1 pseudogene is annotated in these 1329 nt (G+C 39.0%); it reads right to left on the bottom strand.

Features of this window, described 5'->3' with window-relative positions:
• Window positions 1-1329 (bottom strand): annotated as a pseudogene (locus tag AC6CH4_RS25850) (hypothetical protein); the annotation flags it as partial.

Here is a 1329-nt window from a genome sequence, read left to right on the forward strand (position 1 = left end):
GTTGGTTCTGTAATAGTAACACCAATACTTACTGAACATCCTTTACTGTCTTTTACATAAAAAGTATGAAGACCAGGAGTTAATCCCGTGAAAGTATCTGTTGTTGTAAATCCTGTTGTTGCATTATCAGAATATGTGTATCCTCCTGAACCTCCGGCTCCTTTTAGTTTCACTGAACCGTTTGCTGCTCCATTACAAGTTATGTTAACCTGAGTGGTAACAGTAACTGTTGGATTTGTAATTGCCGCAACTGCTGCTGAAACAATTACTTTACAGCCTGGAGTATTTGAATCTGAAATTTCAAAATTATAAGTTCCTGAAGCTGTCGCAGGATAAACAAACTGAGTTCCTGTAACGGCCACACTTGAACCATAACCTGATCCTGAATCTACTTTATAAGTATAGCCAGATTTTCCCCCTGCAATATCAACTGTGATTTGTGCAGATGGAGATGTTGTACAATCTAATTCCTTAGTCACATTTGCAACTGCAGTCAATTGTGGATAAACCGTAATTGGTGTAGCTGAAGCCGTACACATATTAGCATCTCTTACCCAAACTGTATAAGGTGTTGTCGAAGCCGGAACATTGAAAACATTGTTTGATGTAAATGATCCTGTAGGACCACTGATTCCGTAAGTCAATGCGCCAAAACCTCCTAAACCTGTAGCAGTAATAGTAAATCCACTTCCTGAAGCTGTACATTGGTTACTTAAAACCGCAGTAACTGTTGGGATTGGATCTGCTGCAATTGATCTTACAACTGAATCTGTACATCCATTGGCGTCCATGATATAAACAACCCAATTCATGTCAGCTCCACTGTTAGTATCAACTGTTAGTTTATCGCTTGTTCCGTAATCTGAAATTGCTGGGGCAACTGTTGGACTTCCTTGTTTAACAACAGCATATTTATAGCTTGTTGTTCCACCTGTTCCAACTGCTGTGATCACTGCATTGTCATTATTACAGTTAATGTTTGTAGCTGTAGCTGTAACATCTAAAACCAATGCTGGCTCAGCAATAGTAATACTTGCTGTATTGGTACAACCTGTTGCTGTATCTGTAACCGATACCGTATAAGTTCCAGCGACAACATTAGCCAATGTTAAGGTATTGCCTGATTTTGTAAGCGTACCTGTTCCTAATGTACCTGCTGTTAATGTAAATGTATAATTTCCAACTGTAGCGTTTCCTGAAACTGTAAATGTTCCGTTTCCTGTTGAAGTACCTTTACATTTTGCATCGTTGTTTTTATTTCCTGCAACAGCAATCGGTGTAACCGATTTAACAGTAACAGATTTCGTGTCATAACATCCGCTAGCATCA

This window comes from Flavobacterium sp. GQ95, assembly GCF_059758655.1.